The organism is Luteimonas sp. MC1895, from assembly GCF_016457215.1.
GTDB lineage: Bacteria > Pseudomonadota > Gammaproteobacteria > Xanthomonadales > Xanthomonadaceae > Luteimonas.
This window is the reverse complement of sequence record NZ_JAEMDY010000005.1, coordinates 1-16,075: the sequence shown is the minus strand read 5'-3', so window position 1 is coordinate 16,075 and position 16,075 is coordinate 1. Positions and strand designations below refer to the sequence as shown.

14 protein-coding genes are annotated in these 16,075 nt (G+C 71.5%); 7 read left to right on the top strand and 7 right to left on the bottom strand.

Annotation, left to right across the window (positions count from 1 at the left end; all coding sequences use genetic code 11):
- The first annotated feature begins 38 nt into the window (after nucleotides 1-38).
- On the top strand, nucleotides 39-1,631 hold the full coding sequence (locus JG616_RS11925; RefSeq protein ID WP_199392714.1) for a serine hydrolase: 1,593 nt from the start codon (nucleotides 39-41) through the stop codon (nucleotides 1,629-1,631).
- 198 nt (nucleotides 1,632-1,829) lie between these two features.
- Here JG616_RS11925 and JG616_RS11920 read toward each other — a convergent pair whose 3' ends face one another.
- From JG616_RS11920 to JG616_RS11910, 3 genes are all read right to left on the bottom strand, one after another.
- Entirely contained in the window at nucleotides 1,830-3,638 is a 1,809-nt protein-coding gene (locus tag JG616_RS11920; protein WP_199392713.1) for a DUF885 domain-containing protein, read from the bottom strand.
- Between the two features lie 85 nt (nucleotides 3,639-3,723).
- Complete coding sequence (locus JG616_RS11915; RefSeq protein WP_199360771.1) at nucleotides 3,724-4,020, bottom strand: hypothetical protein; 297 nt, start codon at nucleotides 4,018-4,020, stop codon at nucleotides 3,724-3,726.
- A gap of 91 nt (nucleotides 4,021-4,111) precedes the next feature.
- Nucleotides 4,112-4,921: a peptidylprolyl isomerase gene (locus tag JG616_RS11910; protein ID WP_235973129.1), complete on the bottom strand. Its 810-nt coding sequence runs from the start codon at nucleotides 4,919-4,921 to the stop codon at nucleotides 4,112-4,114.
- A gap of 230 nt (nucleotides 4,922-5,151) precedes the next feature.
- Here JG616_RS11910 and JG616_RS11905 point away from each other — a divergent pair, with 230 nt between their 5' ends.
- Both JG616_RS11905 and JG616_RS11900 read left to right on the top strand, forming a co-directional pair.
- Complete coding sequence (locus JG616_RS11905) at nucleotides 5,152-5,532, top strand: PadR family transcriptional regulator (RefSeq protein WP_199392712.1); 381 nt, start codon at nucleotides 5,152-5,154, stop codon at nucleotides 5,530-5,532.
- Nucleotides 5,529-6,449, top strand: coding sequence for a sensor domain-containing protein (locus JG616_RS11900; RefSeq protein WP_199392711.1), 921 nt, complete (start codon nucleotides 5,529-5,531; stop codon nucleotides 6,447-6,449). Before JG616_RS11905 ends, JG616_RS11900 begins: the two co-directional genes overlap by 4 nt.
- Here JG616_RS11900 and phaZ read toward each other — a convergent pair.
- Entirely contained in the window at nucleotides 6,427-7,713 is a 1,287-nt protein-coding gene (gene phaZ / locus JG616_RS11895; RefSeq protein WP_199392710.1) for a polyhydroxyalkanoate depolymerase, read from the bottom strand. The two genes, JG616_RS11900 and phaZ, sit on opposite strands and share 23 nt — an antisense overlap.
- An 88-nt stretch (nucleotides 7,714-7,801) precedes the next feature.
- Nucleotides 7,802-8,392, bottom strand: coding sequence for a class I SAM-dependent methyltransferase (locus tag JG616_RS11890; RefSeq protein WP_199392709.1), 591 nt, complete (start codon nucleotides 8,390-8,392; stop codon nucleotides 7,802-7,804).
- Nucleotides 8,393-8,470: 78 nt separating this feature from the next.
- Here JG616_RS11890 and JG616_RS11885 point away from each other — a divergent pair, with 78 nt between their 5' ends.
- A complete protein-coding gene (locus JG616_RS11885) occupies nucleotides 8,471-8,923 on the top strand; it encodes a CopD family protein (protein WP_199392708.1) in 453 nt (150 codons plus the stop codon).
- Between the two features lie 35 nt (nucleotides 8,924-8,958).
- Here the strand turns inward: JG616_RS11885 and JG616_RS11880 are convergent, their stop codons facing one another.
- Nucleotides 8,959-10,674 carry an alkaline phosphatase gene (locus JG616_RS11880; RefSeq protein ID WP_343225019.1) on the bottom strand — a complete coding sequence of 572 codons (1,716 nt, stop codon included), beginning with the start codon at nucleotides 10,672-10,674 and terminating at the stop codon, nucleotides 8,959-8,961.
- Nucleotides 10,675-10,795: 121 nt separating this feature from the next.
- Here JG616_RS11880 and JG616_RS11875 point away from each other — a divergent pair, with 121 nt between their 5' ends.
- The gene (locus JG616_RS11875) at nucleotides 10,796-12,100 is read left to right on the top strand and encodes a dicarboxylate/amino acid:cation symporter (RefSeq protein ID WP_199392707.1); all 1,305 of its coding nucleotides are present in this window, start codon (nucleotides 10,796-10,798) and stop codon (nucleotides 12,098-12,100) included.
- A 29-nt stretch (nucleotides 12,101-12,129) separates the two neighbouring features.
- Here JG616_RS11875 and bla read toward each other — a convergent pair whose 3' ends face one another.
- Complete coding sequence (gene bla / locus JG616_RS11870) at nucleotides 12,130-13,020, bottom strand: subclass B3 metallo-beta-lactamase (RefSeq protein ID WP_199360784.1); 891 nt, start codon at nucleotides 13,018-13,020, stop codon at nucleotides 12,130-12,132.
- A gap of 139 nt (nucleotides 13,021-13,159) precedes the next feature.
- Here bla and JG616_RS11865 point away from each other — a divergent pair, with 139 nt between their 5' ends.
- Together JG616_RS11865 and JG616_RS11860 are read left to right on the top strand one after the other, a co-directional pair.
- On the top strand, nucleotides 13,160-14,560 hold the full coding sequence (locus JG616_RS11865; protein WP_199360786.1) for a pitrilysin family protein: 1,401 nt from the start codon (nucleotides 13,160-13,162) through the stop codon (nucleotides 14,558-14,560).
- 10 nt (nucleotides 14,561-14,570) lie between these two features.
- The gene (locus JG616_RS11860; protein ID WP_199392706.1) at nucleotides 14,571-15,992 is read left to right on the top strand and encodes a pitrilysin family protein; all 1,422 of its coding nucleotides are present in this window, start codon (nucleotides 14,571-14,573) and stop codon (nucleotides 15,990-15,992) included.
- Nucleotides 15,993-16,075 lie beyond the last annotated feature (83 nt).

Sequence of the window (16,075 nt, the reverse complement as noted above, 5' to 3'; positions counted from 1 at the left end):
CACTCGATACTGGCGGCCAGTCCATCCGGGGATCCACCATGTCGAAGCCGCTCGTGGCCGCCGTTTCACTGCTGCTGCTGTCCCTCGCGCCGCGCGCGGAGGCGCAGGAGCCGCGTCCGCCCGAGCTGGCGGGTCTGGACGCGCAGGTCGAATCGGTGCGTGACACGTTCAAGGTGCCGGGCATCGCCGTGGCCGTGGTCAAGGACGGCGAGCTGGTGTTCGCCGGCGGCTGGGGCGAGCGCGAGGTCGGCAAGCCCGGCAAGGTCGATGGCGACACCCTGTTCTCCATCGCCTCGATCACCAAGGCCTTCACCTCCGCCTCGCTGTCGATCCTGGCCGACGAGGGCAGGCTGGACATGGACGACCGCGTGATCGACCACCTGCCGTGGGCCCGCATGGCCGACGCCTACGTCACGCGCGAAATGCGCATCCGCGACCTGCTGGTGCACCGCAGCGGCCTGGGCCTCGGCGCCGGCGACCTGCTGTTCTGGCCGCCCAGCGACTACGACACGCGCGAGGTGGTCGAGCGGCTGGCGCAGGTGCCGATCGAAGGCGGCTTCCGTGACCGCTACGCCTACGACAACGTGCTGTACGCCGTGGCCCAACTGGTGATCGAGGAGGTCTCGGGCGAGCCCTACGCGGAGTTCGTGCGCACCCGCCTGTTCGAGCCGGTGGGCATGGCCTCCACGCGCATCGACAGCAACGCCCTGCGGCCAACCGACACCAACGTCGCCATGGGCCATGCGCGACCTGGCTTCACCGGCGATCCGGAGCCGGTGCCGGCGATGTCCTGGTCGAACAACACCGCGGCCGGCGGCATCTATTCCAGCGTCGCCGACATGGCGAAGTGGATGCGCGTGCAGCTCGATGGCGGCGTGCTGGAGGGCGAGGGCGACGATGCGAAGCGCCTGTTCAGCGCGAAGCGCCACGAGGCGATGTGGACCCTGGTGACGCCGATCCCGATCCGCGAGCCGGCGGTGCCGGAGCTCGCGGCCACGAAGCCCAATTTCGCCGGCTACGGCGAGGCCTGGAGCCTGAGCGACTACCGGGGGCGCCGGCTGGTCTGGCACACCGGCGGCTGGCCGGGCATGGTCTCGCGGCTGACGCTCGTGCCCGAGCTCGACCTGGGCGTGGTCGTGCTGACCAACCAGGAAGCGGGTGCGGCCTTCAATGCCGTGACCATGCACGTGCTCGACGCCTACATGGACGCGCCGGCCACGGATTGGGTCGCGGCCTACGCCGCCGCCGTCGGCAAGGGCGGCGACCGGGCGGCGGAGGACTGGGCGAAGCACGTCGCGGCGCGTGACGCCGGCTCGAAGCCGTCGCTGCCGCTGCGCGGCTACGCGGCGACCTATGCCGACCCCTGGTACGGCGACGTGGTGGTCGAGCCGGCGGGCAAGGGCCTGCGGATGCGCTTCAGCCGCACGCCGCAGCTGGTCGGATCACTGGAGCACTGGCAGCACGACAGCTTCATCGTGCGCTGGGACGACCGCACGCTGAATGCCGACGCCTTCGTCAACTTCAGCCTCGACCAGGACGGCAAGGTGCTGGGCGCGCGGATGGAAGCGGTCTCCCCGCTGACCGATTTCAGCTTCGACTTCCACGACCTGCGGCTGGCGCCCAAGCGCTGATCGCGGCCGCGGACGCCGCCGCGCCCACCGCCGCCGCGGATGCCGCCGGCGCCCACCGCCGCCGCTCTCCTGTAGGAGCGGCTACAGCCGCGATCGCCGTCCGGTTCGCGCACGGAGGAACGGGCGTGGCATGACGATCGCGGCTGTAGCCGCTCCTACAGTGGAAGACGGCCACCCCGTGAGGGTGGCCGCGGCGGCTCACTGGATCGGTTCGTCCAGCAGCAGCTGGCGGGCGAAGCGCACCGGCGGGGCGCCGGTGGCCAGCACGGCGTCGTGGTACTGCTTCATGTCGAACGCGTCGCCGGCCTTTTCCTCGGCCGCGCGGCGCATGTCGAAGTGCTCCTGCGCGCCGACGAAGTAGGTCGCCAGCTGCGTCGACGACAGCTGGGCGCGGATCCATTTGCCCTCGGCCTCGCTCTGCTGCTGGAAGGTCTGGCGGACCATGAGGTCCATCGCCTGCTCCTTGCTCCAGCCGTCGACATGGATGCCCTGGTCGAGGATCGCGTTGCCGACCGAGCGCGCGTAGAACTTCAGCTGCATCAGCCGGAACAGCGGGTCGTTGTCGAGGTAGCCGGCGTCGGCCACCACGCGCTCGGTGTACACCGCCCAGCCTTCGGCGAAGGGACCCGAGCGCAGCGCGGCGCGCAGCGTCGACGGATGGCTGGCCGAGTGCGCGCCTTCCAGGTAGTGCCCCGGCATCGCCTCGTGGATGCTCAGCACGTGGATCATCCGCTTGTTGTATTCGCGCAGGAACGACGTGACCTGGTCCTCGCTCCAGTCGTCCGGGATCGGCGAGATCGCGTAATAGGTGTCCAGGCCCTTGTCGAGCGGGCCCGGCGAGTCGCAGTAGGCGACCGAGAAACCGCGCTGGAACTCCGGCATCAGGATGATCTTCACCGGGTCGTCGGGCACGGTCACGATGTCGTGGCTGCGCACGAAGTCCGTCGCCACCTCCAGCGTGTGCCGGGCGAACTCCACCACCTCGTCACGACCCGGGCGGTCCTCGTTGGCCAGCTCCATCGCCGCCTCGATCGCGGCCTGGCCCTGCGCCTCGTCCGGCCGGTCGGGCGTGGCGGGCGCGCCCTCGCGGTCCGCGAGCACGACCTTGGCCACCGCGTACATCTCGTCGCGCACGCGCGCCAGCTCGGCTTCGGCGCGGCGGCGGATCTCCTGGCGGCTGAGCGATGAATTGAGCGACAGGCGCAGCTTCCGGTCGTAGCGCTCGGCGCCGATGCGGAACTCGCCCCTGGCATTCGGCACCAGGGTGCCGTCCAGCCAGGCCTGGTGCTCCTCCACCGCCGGGCGCAGCGCGGCGATGGCCGCGTCCAGGCGCGCGCGGTCTTCGCCCTGCAGCTGGTCGGCGTTGGGGGTGATGAAGGTCTCGATCAGGGTGAAGATGCCGCGGTTCTGCCGCGCCACGGTCTCGGCATGCGTCTTCGGCACGCGCGCCGGGTCAAGGTTGGCGCGCGCCTGCGCGAGCAGGGCCGGGATCTTCTCCATGCGCGCGGCCGCCGACTTCAGCCGCTCGGGCATCGGCGCGAATTCGCGTGCCATCAGGCCGTAGATCGCGCCGCCGGCCAGTCCGCTGTAGGCCTGCGGATCCCAGGCCCAGGACTGCATGGTCTCCAGGTCCCAGAGCGTGCTTTCCAGCTGGTTGCGCAGGATCAGCGCGTCGACCTGGTGCTCGCGCGACAGCGTGGCCGCGTCGATGCCGTCGAGCGCGGCGAGCATGCCGCGGGTCCAGTCCGCCGATGTCCGCCGGCCCTCGGCGCTCAGGTCGTCGAGTTCGGCATCGAAGCGGTGGTCGCCGATCTGCGTGGCCGCGACCGGGGACAGGGCGAGGCCCTCGTCGAGGAAGCGCGCCGCGAGCGCGGCGAACGCCTGGTCCTGGGCGGTCTCCGAGGGGGCTGCGGCACCGGCCGCAGCCGTCGACGGCGTGGTGGCCTGGCCCTGGCAGGCGGCCAGCGACAGCGCGAGCAGGGAGGCGACGAACAGGGATCGGGACATGCGGGTTCCGGATGGGATGGCAGCGCGCAGCATAGTGCCGCCGCGTCTGCCGCGCCCGGGCCGATCACGTGCCGCCGGGCGGCGCCTACTCCTGTTCGTCGTCCTCGAACTCGACCAGCGCGTCGAGGTCGAAGGCCAGCGCCTCGACCGCCTCGCGCACCCGGCGCGCGGTGGACGGGTTGGGTGCGTCGATCTCGATCGTGTGGCCCTGCGGGCCGCCCACGTCGCTGAGTCCGGCCGAGCTCGAGTCGGCATCGTCGAGCTGCGGCATGAGGTCGTCGATCTCCTCGACGTGCTCGATGCCCTCCAGGCTCTGCAGCAGGTTCATGACAGCGCGCGTGGTGTCGTCGCTGCCGGTAAGGCGGATGCGGAGCAGGGCCATGGGGGGTCCTCGGAAGTGTGGTCGGGGGGGAAGGAAACGCTGTGCCGCAGGCTAGGAAGCCGTCGGCCAAGGCGGCGTGACGACCCCGGCCTTACTTCGCGGCGCGCACCGGCACGGTGATGTTGCACAGGTCGATGTGTCCGGCGGGCTGCAGGTACCAGCCGTCGCGGCGGTTGCGGCGCGACTCGACCACCGCGTCGAACAGCGGCGTGTCGGTGCGCAGCACCTCGAGCGCGGTGCGCTCGCCCGCGGGGACCTCCGATGCCAGGCGCACCGAGCGGATCGGCGTGCGCAGCGCAGCGTCCTCGTGGAAGCCGAGTGGCCCGGTGCCGCGCAGCAGCACGCTCAGCAGCTCCATGCCCTGCAGCACGCGGCCCACCTGGGTGATGTTGCGGTCCAGCTGGCGCGGCGCCTGCCCGATCACCACGTAGAGCTCGGCGCCCGTGCTCGAGTCGGGCGCGGTGTCGCGACCCGCACCCAGGGTGCCGTAGCAGTGCGCCATCCAGGCCTGGCCGGCAGCGGGGTCGCGCGCGGCCGGAAAGCCCGCGGCGAAACCGGTCTCGGGCGCCCAGCCGTCGCGGTCGGGCAGGGCGTGGAAGGCCAGGCCTTCGGCGGGACGCGCGAACTCGGCCGGCAGGGCGGTCTTCGCCGCGCCGGTCGGCTTGGGCGTGCCGCCTTCGTCGACGAGGTCGCCGAACTGGACCACGAAGTTGTCCTGCGCCCGGTAGATCGTCAGTCCGTCCCAGAAGCCCTGCTTCGCCAGCGTGCGGATATTGGCCACGTGCGCCGGTGCGAAGTCGGGCGCGAGTTCGATCACCACCCGGCCGCCTTCCAGATCCATGTAGAGCGTGTTGCCGGGGTCGGGGCGACGCCAGTCGGTGGGCAGCGAGGCGTCCAGCAGCTCCTGCGTCGTCCTGGGCGGCGCGGCGGTGTCGGTGGCTTCGGGCGGGGCGGCAGTCGCAGCGCTGGCCGCGCAGGCGACGACGAGGGCGGCCAGCAGCGGAAGGGGGCGGACAAGGCGGGTCGGGTTCACGGGCAGGCTCCGAAGGATTCGACCGATTGTTGCCCAGACGCCGGCCGTCCTGACTATCGGCACATTCGCTATATGGAAGTTCGCAATAGCATCAGGCCATGGTCGAGCCCACGCCCCTGCCGGACATCGAAGCCGCGCTGCGCAAGTTCCAGCGCGAGCTGAGCTCGGGCGTGGTCGCGCTGGCCCTGCTCGCCGTGCTGTCGCGCGCGAGCGAGCCGATGTACGGCTACCAGATCGCCAAGACCCTGGAGCGCTTCGGCGAGGGCGTGCTGAGCGGCAAGCAGAGCGCGCTCTACCCGGTCCTGCGCAACCTGGAAGGCGCCGGCTTCCTGGCCAGCCACGTCGGGCCGTCCGACGCCGGCCCGCCACGCCGCTACTACGCCATCACCGCCGCGGGGCACGCCGCCCTGCGCGAATGGGCCGCCGCCTGGCGCGCGACCCGAGACTCCGTCGACACCGTCCTGGAGGGGACCCCATGAACAGCCTGCCGCGCACCATTCCCGATTACCTCGAGCAGCTGCGGCGTGCCCTGGCCGGGGCCGACCCGGCGATGATCCAGGACGCGCTCTACGACGCCGAGGAATACCTGCGCTCGGAGCTGGCGGAAAACCCCGACAGGTCGGAGGCCGAGGTGATCGCAGCGGTGGCGTCGAGCTACGGCGCGCCCGACGAGGTGGCCGACATCTACCGCGACACCGAGGCCACGGTGCAGACCGCGCTGCGCTCGCCGGCGCCGCGGCCGCGCAAGTCGCTGGCGGGCCGATTCTTCGGCGTGGTCGCCGACCCGCGCAGCTATGCCTCGCTGTTCTACATGGTGCTGGCGCTGGCCACCGGCATCTTCTACTTCACCTGGGTCGTGGCCGGCTTCTCCATCGCGGCCGGGCTGTCGGTGACGATCGTCGGCATCCCGCTGCTGATCCTGTTCTTCGGCTCGGTGCGCGTGCTGTCGCTGGTCGAGGGGCGGATCGTCGAGGTGATGCTGGGCGAGCGCATGCCGCGCCGGCCGCTGTACTCCGCGCGCGGGCGCAGCATCTGGCAGCGGATCGTCGACATGTTCACCGATCCGCGCACCTGGAGCACGCTGCTCTACATGCTGCTGATGCTGCCGCTGGGCGTGGTCTATTTCACCCTCGCGGTGAGCCTGCTGGCGGTGGGCGTGAGCTTCGTGCTGGCCCCGCTCGCGGTCTGGACCGGCCTGGCGGAGGAGTGGGCCGAGCACAGCGACGTCGTCCTGATCGGGATCAACGGCGTCGGGCTTCAGGCCTGGGAGCTGGTGGTGATGCTGCTGGCCGGCGTGGTCCTGCTGTTCGCCACCCTGCACCTGGCGCGCGCGATCGGACGCGGCCACGGGCTGCTGGCCAAGCACCTGCTGGTCAAGACCGCCCAGTATTCCTGAGCGGCCGGGCGGCACCCGCCGGGGTGTCGTGGCCGGCGATGAAGTCGCGCACCTTCGGATACACCTGGGTGCGCCAGCGGCGGCCGCTGAAGATGCCGTAGTGGCCGGCGCCGTCCACCGTCAGGTGCCGGCGGTCGGCCTCGGCGATGCCGGTGCACAGCGCGTGCGCCGCGCGCGTCTGGCCCAGGCCGGAGATGTCGTCGAGTTCGCCCTCGATGGTCATCAACGCGCAGCCGCGGATGGCCGCGGGATCGACGCGCTCGCCGGCCACGTCCCAGCCGCCCTGCGGCAGCAGCTGCTGCTGGAACACCACGCGGATGGTGTCGAGGTAGTACTCGGCGGGCATGTCGAGCACCGCGTTGTACTCGTCGTAGAAGCGGCGATGCGACTGCGCGTCGTCGAGGTCGCCCTTGACCAGGTCCTGGTAGAAGTCCCAGTGCGACATGAAGTGGCGCTCCGGGTTCATGGCCACGAAGCCGGTGTGCTGCAGGAAGCCCGGGTACACCCGGCGTCCGCGGCCGGGATAGTTCTGCGGCACCACGTGGATCACGTTCTGCTCGAACCACGACAGCGGGCGGGTGGCCGCCAGGTTGTTGACCGCGGTGGGCGAACTGCGGGTATCGATCGGGCCGCCCATCATCACCATCGAGCGCGGCATGTCCTCGCCGCGCGACGCCATCAGCGAGATCGCCGCGAGCACCGGCACGGTCGGCTGGCAGACGCTCACCACGTGCAGCCGCGACGCGCCGATGTGACGGATGAATTCCTGGATGTAGCCGACGTAGTCGTCGAGCGTGAACGCGCCGGCCTCCTTCGGCACCATGCGCGCGTCGACCCAGTCGGTGATGTAGACCTTGTGGTCGGGCAGCAGGGTGCGCACCGTGTCGCGCAGCAGCGTGGCGTGGTGGCCGGACAGGGGCGCCACCACCAGCACCGTGGGCTGGTCCTTCATGCCGAGGATGTTCTCGGCGTCGTCGGTGTAGCGCTTGAAGCGCAGCAGGCGGCAGAACGGCTTGTCGAGCGCCACTTTCTCCACCACCGGCACGTCATGGCCATCCTTGACCACCTGGTGGATGGCGAAGGGCGGCTTCTCGTAATCCTTGCCGATGCGGTGCAGCAGCTCGTTGCCGGCGGCCAGCCGGGTGGCGCCGGGGAGCGAGGACAGCCAGGTCCCGTCCGCGCCGAAGATCCTCGCGTTCGCCTGCGCCAGTTCGGTGAACGGCGCGAGCAGCTGGCGGTTGAATTCGTGGAGCTGGTAGATCATCGGTCGGCCCTGTTCCTGGTGCGGCGCAGCATAACGCAGCGCCGCTGGCCGCAAAGTGAGTGCGGACCGGCTCCCGGCCCGGCCCCGTTCAGGACACCTCGAGCGCGGTCGCCCCGGCCGCGAGCGCGGGCGACAGCCAGCAGTGCGAACCCAGGGCGCGAAACCCCGCGGCTTCGAAGCGGCGGCGGTAGAACGCGCCGGGGCGGGCGATGAAGCCGTCCTCGTCGCCCTCGGCGGCGTCCTCGCGGGCAAAGGCCTCGAGGAAGGCGACGCCGGCGCAGAGTTCGGCCAGTCCCGGCAGGCCGCGGTCAATCTCCCGCGCCGGCAGGTAGTGCAGGACGTCGCTGCAGACCACCAGGTCGGCCGGCGCGCAGGGGCGCAGCTGCGCGAAGTCGGCGAAGCGCGCGGCGTGCAGGTTGCGGCGCGCGCCGTGGCGGGCAATCGCGTACTCGCTGCTGTCGAAGCCCATGTAGCTCGCCCGGGGTCGCAGCTTCAGCAGTGGCGCGCGCCACGCGCCCTCGCCGCAGCCGATGTCGAGCACGCTCTTCAGCGGACGCTCCAGGTGGTACTCGGCAGTCGCCACCGCCAGCGCGACCTTGCGCGCCAGCCGCTGGCGGCCGCCGATGCCGCCGTCGCGGTACCAGCGGTCGAAATAGGCCTGGTCATAGGTCTTGTCCATGGGGCGGCACGATACCGGCTGACGCGCGGCCCGTGCGATCCTGTGTGCATTCCATTCCATACCGGGTGCCCGAACACCATGCAGAGCTATTTCTGGATCAAGTCCGCCCATATCGTCCTGGTGATGGCCTGGGTGGCCGCGGCGTTCTACCTGCCGCGCATCCTGATCAACATCGTCGAGGACGGCGCGCCGGGCGCGGTGCGCGAGCGCCTGCTGCTGATGGGCCGCCGGCTGTACCGCTTCGGGCACGTGATGTTCGGGCTGGTGGTGGTTGCCGGACTCGTGCTGTGGCTGGGCTACCGGGTGCTGCCGGAGTTCCCGACCATGGTCGGCACGGGCACCGGCTGGCTGCACGCGAAGCTGCTGCTGGTGGCGGTGATGTACGCGCTGTACATCGTCGACGGCCGCCAGCTCAAGGGCGTGGCGGCCGGTGGCGCACTGCCGTCGACGAAGGCGCTGCGCATCCGCAACGAGCTGCCGGTGCTGATCCTGCTGGTGATCGTCTGGCTGGTGCTTGCGAAGCCGTTCTGAGGCGTTCGCCGGGTCCATGAGGCCCCGGCGCGGTCTCAGCGGCCGGCGCGGACCTTTGGCAGCTCGACCGGCACGCCGGACGCATCGCAGGTGCCGGCCATGCACAGCTGCGCGCGCAGTTGCGGCGTGGCCTGCACGATCACGTGGTAGATCACGTTCTGCTCGAGCGTGCCGCGGAAGGCATGGCTGCCGGGACCGCGCGCCCAGATGCCGACGTCCTCGCCGCCGTGGGTCTCCGAGCCCAGCGGCAGCATCGCTTCCTGCAGGTAGTCGGGGCCGGTGGTGTCGACCCGCGTCAGGTCGGGGCGGCCGGCGGCGGGTTCGACCCCGCGCGTGGCATGCGGGAACCGCTTGGGGCCCTCCGGCTGCGAGGCGCTGCGGCCGACGTAGCCCGGGCCATTGGCGTAGCTGAGGGTGGTGTAGGGCAGGCCGAGCGCATCGCGCGAATCGTCGTCATCGCCCACCCCGCGCACCTTGCCCAGGATCGGGTTGCCGCGGCGCGGGTAGCCGACGAAGTTGAGCACGTGCGAATGGTCGGCGGTGACCACGATGAGCGTGTCCTCGTCCGAGGTCAGCTCGGCCGCGGCCTGCACCGCGCGCGACATCGCGGTGGTCTCGTCCAGCGCGCGGTAGGCATTGCCGTCGTGGTTGGCGTGGTCGATGCGGCCGCTCTCCACCAGCAGCACATAGCCCTGGTCGCTGCGTGACAGCGACTCGATCGCGAAGCGGGTCATGGCCTCCAGGTCGGGTTCGCCTTCCGGGGCGCGGTCGCGGTCGTGCTCGTACTGCATGTGGCCCAGCTCGAACAGGCCGAGCACGGCCGGAGCGCCGCGCGCGGCCTCGAACTGCGCGGTGGTGTGTACGAAGCGGCCTTCGGGATTGAGCGCCTGCCACTCGGCGATGAGGTTGCGACCGTCGCGGCGCTTGCCGCGCACGCCCGGCATCACCTCTTCATCGGGCAGGAACTGGGCGGCACCGCCGGCCAGCACCACCTGCGGGCCGCCGTGCACGCGCGCGAAGTCGATGAACTGGCTGGCGATGTCGCGGCAGCCCGCCTGGTGCGCGGCGGCCGGCATCGACGCGTCCGCTTCCCAGTTGCGGTTGGGGACGTGGGCATAGGTCGCCGCCGGCGTGGCATGGGTCAGGCGCGCGGTGGTGACGATGCCCGTGCCCATGCCCGCGGCGCCGGCCAGGTCGAGCCAGCTCTGCAGCGCCCGGTCCAGCGACTGCGCGCAGTCGTCGACGCCGCCCGCGCCGACGCCGATCGCGCCCATGTGGGTCTTCACGCCGGACGCGATCGCGGTCATGGTTCCGGCCGAATCGGGGGTCTGGGCGTCGGTGTTGTAGGTCTTGGAGAACGCGGTGGCCGGGAAGTGCTCCCAGGACAGCAGGTGCTCCTCGCCAGGGTTGCCGGCGCGCTGGCCCTCGAGGATGCGCGCGGCGGCCACCGTGGTCAGGCTCATGCCGTCGCCGAGGAACACGATCACGTTCTTCGCGCGCCCGGACATCGCGCCGTTGGCGGCCGCGTGGGCGGCGCCGCTGCGGTACCACCAGGCGGGGGTCTCGCCGGCGGGACGGGCGATGGCGGGCACGTCGACCGCGATCGCGGCGGCGGCGTGCACGGCGGGGGCGCGGCGGGCGGCATCGGCCGTCGGGGCGGAAGGCGTGGCGCAGCCGGCGGCGAGGCCGGCGCAGAGGGCAGGCAGGAACAGGCGCAGCGTGGAGGTCATGAATTCAGCGGGGTCGGGCACGGGCCCCGGATTATGACCGGCGGATGGCGTCCCGCCGATGACACCCCGGTGTTCCGTGACCGCTGTCGCCGCTGACCGGGCCTTGGGCTAAGGTTCCCTATTGCCGCTGTCGTGGACTCCGATGAAGCTCGTCACCGCCTGGTTGAGGATCCCGTTCTGGCAGCGCGTGGCCGCCGGCTTCGTGCTCGGCGCGCTCGCCGGCTGGGCCTTCGGGCCGGCGGCCGGCGTCTGGTTCAAGCCGCTGGGCGATGTCTACGTCAACCTGATCCGGATGATCGCAACGCCATTGGTGTTCTTCGCCGTGGCCAGCGCGATCTCGAGCCTGCACGGGCAGAAGTCGATGGTCTCGCTGGGTGGGCGCACCTTCGCCTGGTTCGCGATCACCGCGGTGCTGGCGGTGGGCGTCGGGCTGGCGGTGGGCCTGGTGATGAAGCCCGGCGCCGGGGTCAGCGGACTGGTGGCCGCGCCGGACTACGTGGTGCGCGAGGTGCCCGGCCCGGTGCAGGTGCTGGTGGACGTGGTGCCGACCAATCCGTTCCGCGCGCTGGCCGAGGGCCGGATCCTGCAGGTGATCTTCTTCGCCGCGCTGCTGGGCTTCGCGCTGGTCAAGCTGGGCGAGCGCACCCGGCGCCTGCGCGCGCTGATGACCGAAGGCAGCGAGGCGATGATCCAGGTGACGCGCTTCGTGCTCGAGTTCACGCCGATCGGCACCTTCGGCCTGATCGCGGCCCTGGTCGGCACCTACGGCTTCGAGAAGCTGCTGCCGCTGGGCAACTACATCGGCGCGCTGTACCTGGCCTGTGCACTCCACATCGTCGTGGTGTACAGCAGCCTGCTGCTGGCGCACGGGCTGAATCCGCTGAAGTTCTTCCGCGGCGCCGCGCCGGCGATGCAGGTGGCGTTCGCGGCCTCGTCGAGCTTCGCCGCGCTGCCGGCCAGCCTGCGCAGCGCGACCCACAACCTGGGCGTGGACAAGGACTACGCGGCCTTCGCCGTGCCGCTGGGCGCCAGCGTCAAGATGGACGGCTGCGGCGCGATCTATCCCGCGCTGACCGCGGTGTTCGTGGCCCAGTACTTCGGAATCGACCTCAGCCTGCCGCAGTACTTCATCATCATGCTGGCCTCGGTGCTGGGCAGCTTCGGCACCGCCGGCGTGCCCGGCACCGCGATCGTGATGGTGACCCTGGTGCTGAGCGCGGCCGGCCTGCCGCTGGAAGGCATCGGCTACCTGGTGGCCATCGACCGCATCCTCGACATGATGCGCACGATGACCAACGTCACCGGCCAGGTGCTGGTGCCGGTGCTGGTGTCGAAGCAGACCGGGATCCTCGATCGGGAGGTCTATGACCGGGCGTCGAGCAACGTCGGCATCGATGACGGCGACGAGGGCGCTGCCGGCGAGCGCGTGCGGGAGCCGGTCGCCTAGGCCGCCCGCGCCCGCCGCCGGGCCCACGCTCAGCGTTTGCGCGCGCGTTCGGCCTCCAGCTGCCGGTCGAAGTTGCCCTCGGAGCGGTCGGCGTACGCGGCGCAGCCGACGTGGCGGGAGGCCGTCGGGTCCGCGAAATCCCATCCGCTGAAATCCGGGTGCGGTGTCACCAGCACGTCGCAGGGCAGGGCGCGCACCACGTCGAAGCTGCGGCGGAAGTCCTCGACGATGCGCGGGTAGCGCGGGTTGTCCAGCAGCCGGTATCCGGGGGCGGTCAGGCTGTCGGCATAGGCGATGCGCACCGGCTCGTCGCCCCGGCGGTCGGTCCAGGTCCAGGCCATGCTGCCGGGCGTATGCCCGGGCATGAAGTGCACGGTGAAGCGCATCTCCCCGAGTTCGACCGACTCGCCATCCATCAGCAGGCGGTCGACCTGCACCGGCGGATAGACGATGGCGTCGCCGAAGTGGATGTCGTCGCTGCCGCCGCGTGCCAGCAGCACCGCGGACTCGGCGTTGGCCGCCACCCGCGCGCCGGTGCGCCGGCGGATCTCGGCCAGCGGACCCGCGTGGTCGGCGTGCGCCTGGCTCAGCAGGATCAGCTCCAGGTCGCCCGGTGCGACGCCCAGCGCGGCCATGTTCCGCAGCAGCAGGTCCGCGGCCTGCGGCATGCCGCCGTCGATCAGGACGGCGCCGGCGGAGGTCTTCACCAGGATCGCCGAGAGGTTCGCGCTGCCGATGTGCCAGGTGTTGTCGGCGATCCGCACCGGCGCGACCGGCTGGCGCCAGCTCTCGTGGACGGCATAGGCCTCGAGCTGGGGGAGCGGCGGCTCGGCGGCGAGCGCCGGTAGCCCGGCAAGTCCGGCGAGTCCGACGAGGGCGGGAAGCAGGGGAGCGCGGTGGCCGGCGGCGCGGAGGGGCATCGGGTCGGTCTCGTGGTCAAACCGCGAGTATCGCGCAGGCTGCCGGCGACGATGACCCCGCCTGCATGACTTCCGGCCTGCCACCGCGGCCCCGGGCCGCGCTACTGTCCCCCCTGTCCACAAGGGAGATGGAGGACCGATGAAACTTCTCAGGCAAGCGGCGTGGCTGTCCACGCTGCTGATCGCGGCACCGGCCTTCGCGGCCACGACCGACGGCGACCGCTGGAACATCCCGGTCGCGACGAAAACGCTCGACAACGGCCTGACCGTGGTCGTGTCCGAGGACCGCAGCGCGCCGGTGGTCGGCGTGAGCGTGGTCTACGGCATCGGCATGCGCCTGGAGCCGCGCAACCGCACCGGCTTCGCGCACCTGTTCGAGCACCTGATGTTCGAGGGTTCCGCGAACGCGCCCGAAGGCGTGTTCGACCGCGTAATCACCGGCGGCGGCGGGCGCAACAACGGCTCGACCCGCGCCGACTTCACCAACTACATCGAGATCGCGCCCTCGTCGGCGATCGAGCCGATCCTGTGGCTCGAGGCCGACCGCATGCGCATGCTGGATTTCAGCGAGGCCACGCTGAAAAACCAGCAGGACGTGGTGAAGGAGGAGATCCGCAACAACGTGCAGAACCAGCCCTACGGCGGCTTCATGTGGATCGACATCGGCATGCAGGCCTTCCAGAAGTGGGAGAACAACCACGACGGCTACGGCAGCTTCGAGGACCTGGAGGCGGCGTCGCTCGATGACGTCAAGGCCTTCCACCGCGACTACTACGGCCCCAACAACGCGATCCTCTCGCTTGCCGGCGACATCTCGCCCACGGAGGGCTTCGCGCTTGCCCAGAAGTACTTCGGCGACATCCCGGCGCGCGCCACGCCGCCGGCCCCGGACTTCAGCGAGGGGCTCAACACGCAGGAGAAGCGCATCCAGCAGGGCGACAAGCTGGCCCAGGTGCCGGCGATCGCCGCCGCCTGGAAGATGCCCGAGCGCGGCAGCCCCGACCAGGCGCCGATGGCGGTGCTGGGCGCGCTGCTGGCCAACGGCGACGCCTCGCGCCTGTACCAGGGCCTGGTGAAGGGCCGCGAGCTGGCGCTGAACGTCGAGTCGCTCTACGGCCTGACCAGCGAATGGGAGTACGACGGCCCCACGCTGTTCACCGTGTTCGCGCTGTACAAGCCGACCACCGACGCCGATGCGGTCCTGGCGGCGATCGACGAGGAGATCGCCCGGGTGGTCGAGGAGGGCGTGGACGACGCGACGCTCGCGCGGATCAAGACCCGCATGCTGGCCGACTGGTACAACGGCCTGGAGTCCTTCCTTTCCCGCGCCGACGCGCTGGCCAAGCTGCAGCTGATGTGGGACGACGCCACGGTGGTCAACCGCATCCCCGGCTGGATCGACGCCGTGACCTCGGCCGACGTGCAGCGCGCCGCACGCACCTACCTGACGCGCGACAACCGCACCGTCATCGACCGCAAGCCGGAGGCGATGCTGGCGGCCGACACGGCCGCACCCGCCGCCGCCGCGACCCAGGACTGAGGAGACGACCATGACCCGCTTCTTCCAGCATTCGCTGCTCGCCTTGGCCGTCTCCGCGCTGGCCTGCGGCGCCGCCGTCGCCGGCCCCGCCGCCGCGCTGCCCAAGGACCTGCCGGCCTACGCCGCCGACAAGCCGCTGCCGGTGCCCGACATCGGCCGGAAGACCCTGGCCAACGGCCTGGAGGTCTGGGTGGTGCCGCGCGACGGCATCCCGCGCGTGGACTATGTACTGGCGGTGCGCAACGCCGGCTACGCGGCCGATGCGGCCGACGCGCCGGGCTTCGCCGCGCTGCTTGCCGGCCTGCTGGCCGAGGGCACGGCCCAGCGCGATTCCCGCCAGATCGCGGAATTCGCCCAGGCCCAGGGCGGCGGCGTCGGCGCGTCGGTCAACAGCGACGGCGCGCTGGTGTATGGCAACGCGCTCGCCGCCAACGCCGGGCCGATGCTGTCGCTGCTGGCCGAGGTGGCGCGCACGCCGGCCTTCCCGGAAAGCGAGGTGCGCCTGGCCCAGGCCAATGCGCTGCAGGCGCTGAAGGCGGCCGAGGCCCAGCCGGGCTTCCGCGCCAACCGCGCGCTGCTGTCGGCCGTCTATGGCGAGCACCCGTACGCCCGCACCCAGCAGACCGAGGCCTCGATCACGGCAGTGACGCCCGCGGTCCTGCGCAGCGAGCACCAGCGCCGCTTCCATCCCGACCGCAGCCTGCTGGTCGTCGCGGGCCGTATCGACGCCGACACCGCCTTCGCCCTGGCCGAGCAGGCCTTCGGCGACTGGGCCGCGTCGGGCGCCGAGGTTGCGCCGACCGCCGCCGCGCCGCGCGACGCCCGTCCGCAGCGCCTGCTGCTGCAGCGCGACGGCAGCGTGCAGTCGACGCTCCGCCTGGCCAGCCCGGCCGTGGCGGCCACCGATCCGGACGCGATCCCGCTGCAGCTCGCCGGCACCGTGCTGGGGGGCAGCTTCTCCAGCCGGGTGATGCAGAACCTGCGCGAGGAGAAGGGCTACACCTACGGCGCGCGCGCCGGTGCCAGCACCTCGGCGCAGGGTGGCCACGTCAGCGGCGCCGCCGACGTCCGCAACGAGGTCACCGGGGCGGCGCTGACGGAGTTCTTCAAGGAGTACGCGCGGATCGGCAGCGAGCCGGTGCCGGCCACCGAGCTCGACGACACCAAGCGCTACGTCGCCGGCGGGTACCTGATCGGCAACCAGATGCAGGCGGCGGTGGCGGCGACCCTGGCCGGCAACTGGCTGGTGGGCCTGCCGCCGGAATACCTGGGCGAGTTCGTGCCCCGGGTGCGCGCCGTCGATGCCGCCCAGGTGCAGGCCATGGCGGCCAAGTACTTCGCCCCGGAGCGCCAGAGCATCATCGTCGTCGGTGACGGCGGCTCGGTCGCGGACCAGCTGGCCGACTGGGGCGAGTTCACCACCCTCAAGTAGGCGCCCGCGCGGGCGCCGGGTGGGGGCGTTGGCGGGTGAGCCCGAACGCGCACCCGCCCGCGGTGGAGAACCACAACAGGCAG